This window comes from Paramesorhizobium salinisoli, from assembly GCF_003335045.1.
Lineage (GTDB): Bacteria > Pseudomonadota > Alphaproteobacteria > Rhizobiales > Rhizobiaceae > Paramesorhizobium > Paramesorhizobium salinisoli.
This window is the reverse complement of sequence record NZ_QOZG01000098.1, coordinates 1-790: the sequence shown is the minus strand read 5'-3', so window position 1 is coordinate 790 and position 790 is coordinate 1. Positions and strand designations below refer to the sequence as shown.

The 790-nt window shown below is 63.8% G+C and carries 1 protein-coding gene; it reads right to left on the bottom strand.

The genetic code is table 11. The features are described 5' to 3' along the window. Positions 1 to 790 (bottom strand): IS256 family transposase (locus tag DUT91_RS25080; RefSeq protein ID WP_114443058.1); only part of this gene is annotated, 790 nt, incomplete at both ends.

Below are 790 nucleotides of genomic sequence, written 5' to 3'. Positions count from 1 at the left end.
AATCGGCCGCTTTCCCGAGCTTCTGGCGGCGTAGGTCCTCGATGATCATGGCGGCCTTCTCCTGCGCCGCTTCCCGGCTTTCCTGGGCGTGGATCGCCTTCAGCATATGGCTGATCTCGCGCACCTTCGTCGTCGGCACATGGCTAAACACGTTGCGGTAAAAATGCACCATGCAGCGCTGCCAGCGCGCCTCGGGCAGATAGTCGGCGATGCTTTCTACCAAGCCGCGGCAAGCATCCGAGATATCAGCTGCACGCCGCTCAGGCCGCGGTCGACCAGGTGGCGCAGAAACGCCGACCAGCCCGGACTTGTCCTCCTTGGCGCCTTCGCAGATGCCGAGGATCTCGCGATAGCCCTCGGCATTGACCGCGCTGGCCACCAGCAGCGAGACGTTACGCACCTCGCCCGTCCAGGTTCGCTTCATCACGATCCCGTCGAGATAGAGATAGGGGTGATCGCCCTCGATCGGCCGGTTCCGCCATTCCTCGATCTTCGCGTAGATCTTCTTGTTCAGGTTTGAAACCGTGCCAGGGCTGACCCGCGTGCCCCACAGCGCCTCGGTGATGTCCTCAACGCGCCGCACCGAGACACCGGCCAGATACATCTCGATCAAGGCCTCTTCGACCGAGCTCTCCCGCCGTCGGTAACGCTCGATGATGGCCCTCTCGAAGGTCTGGCGGCGCAACTTCGGCACCTTCAGCTTCACCTCGCCCGCCTTGGTGTGCAGGGCCCGCTCGTAGCTGCCGGCTCGCCTGTCCTGGCGGCCTTCATTGCGTTCATAGCGCCCCGC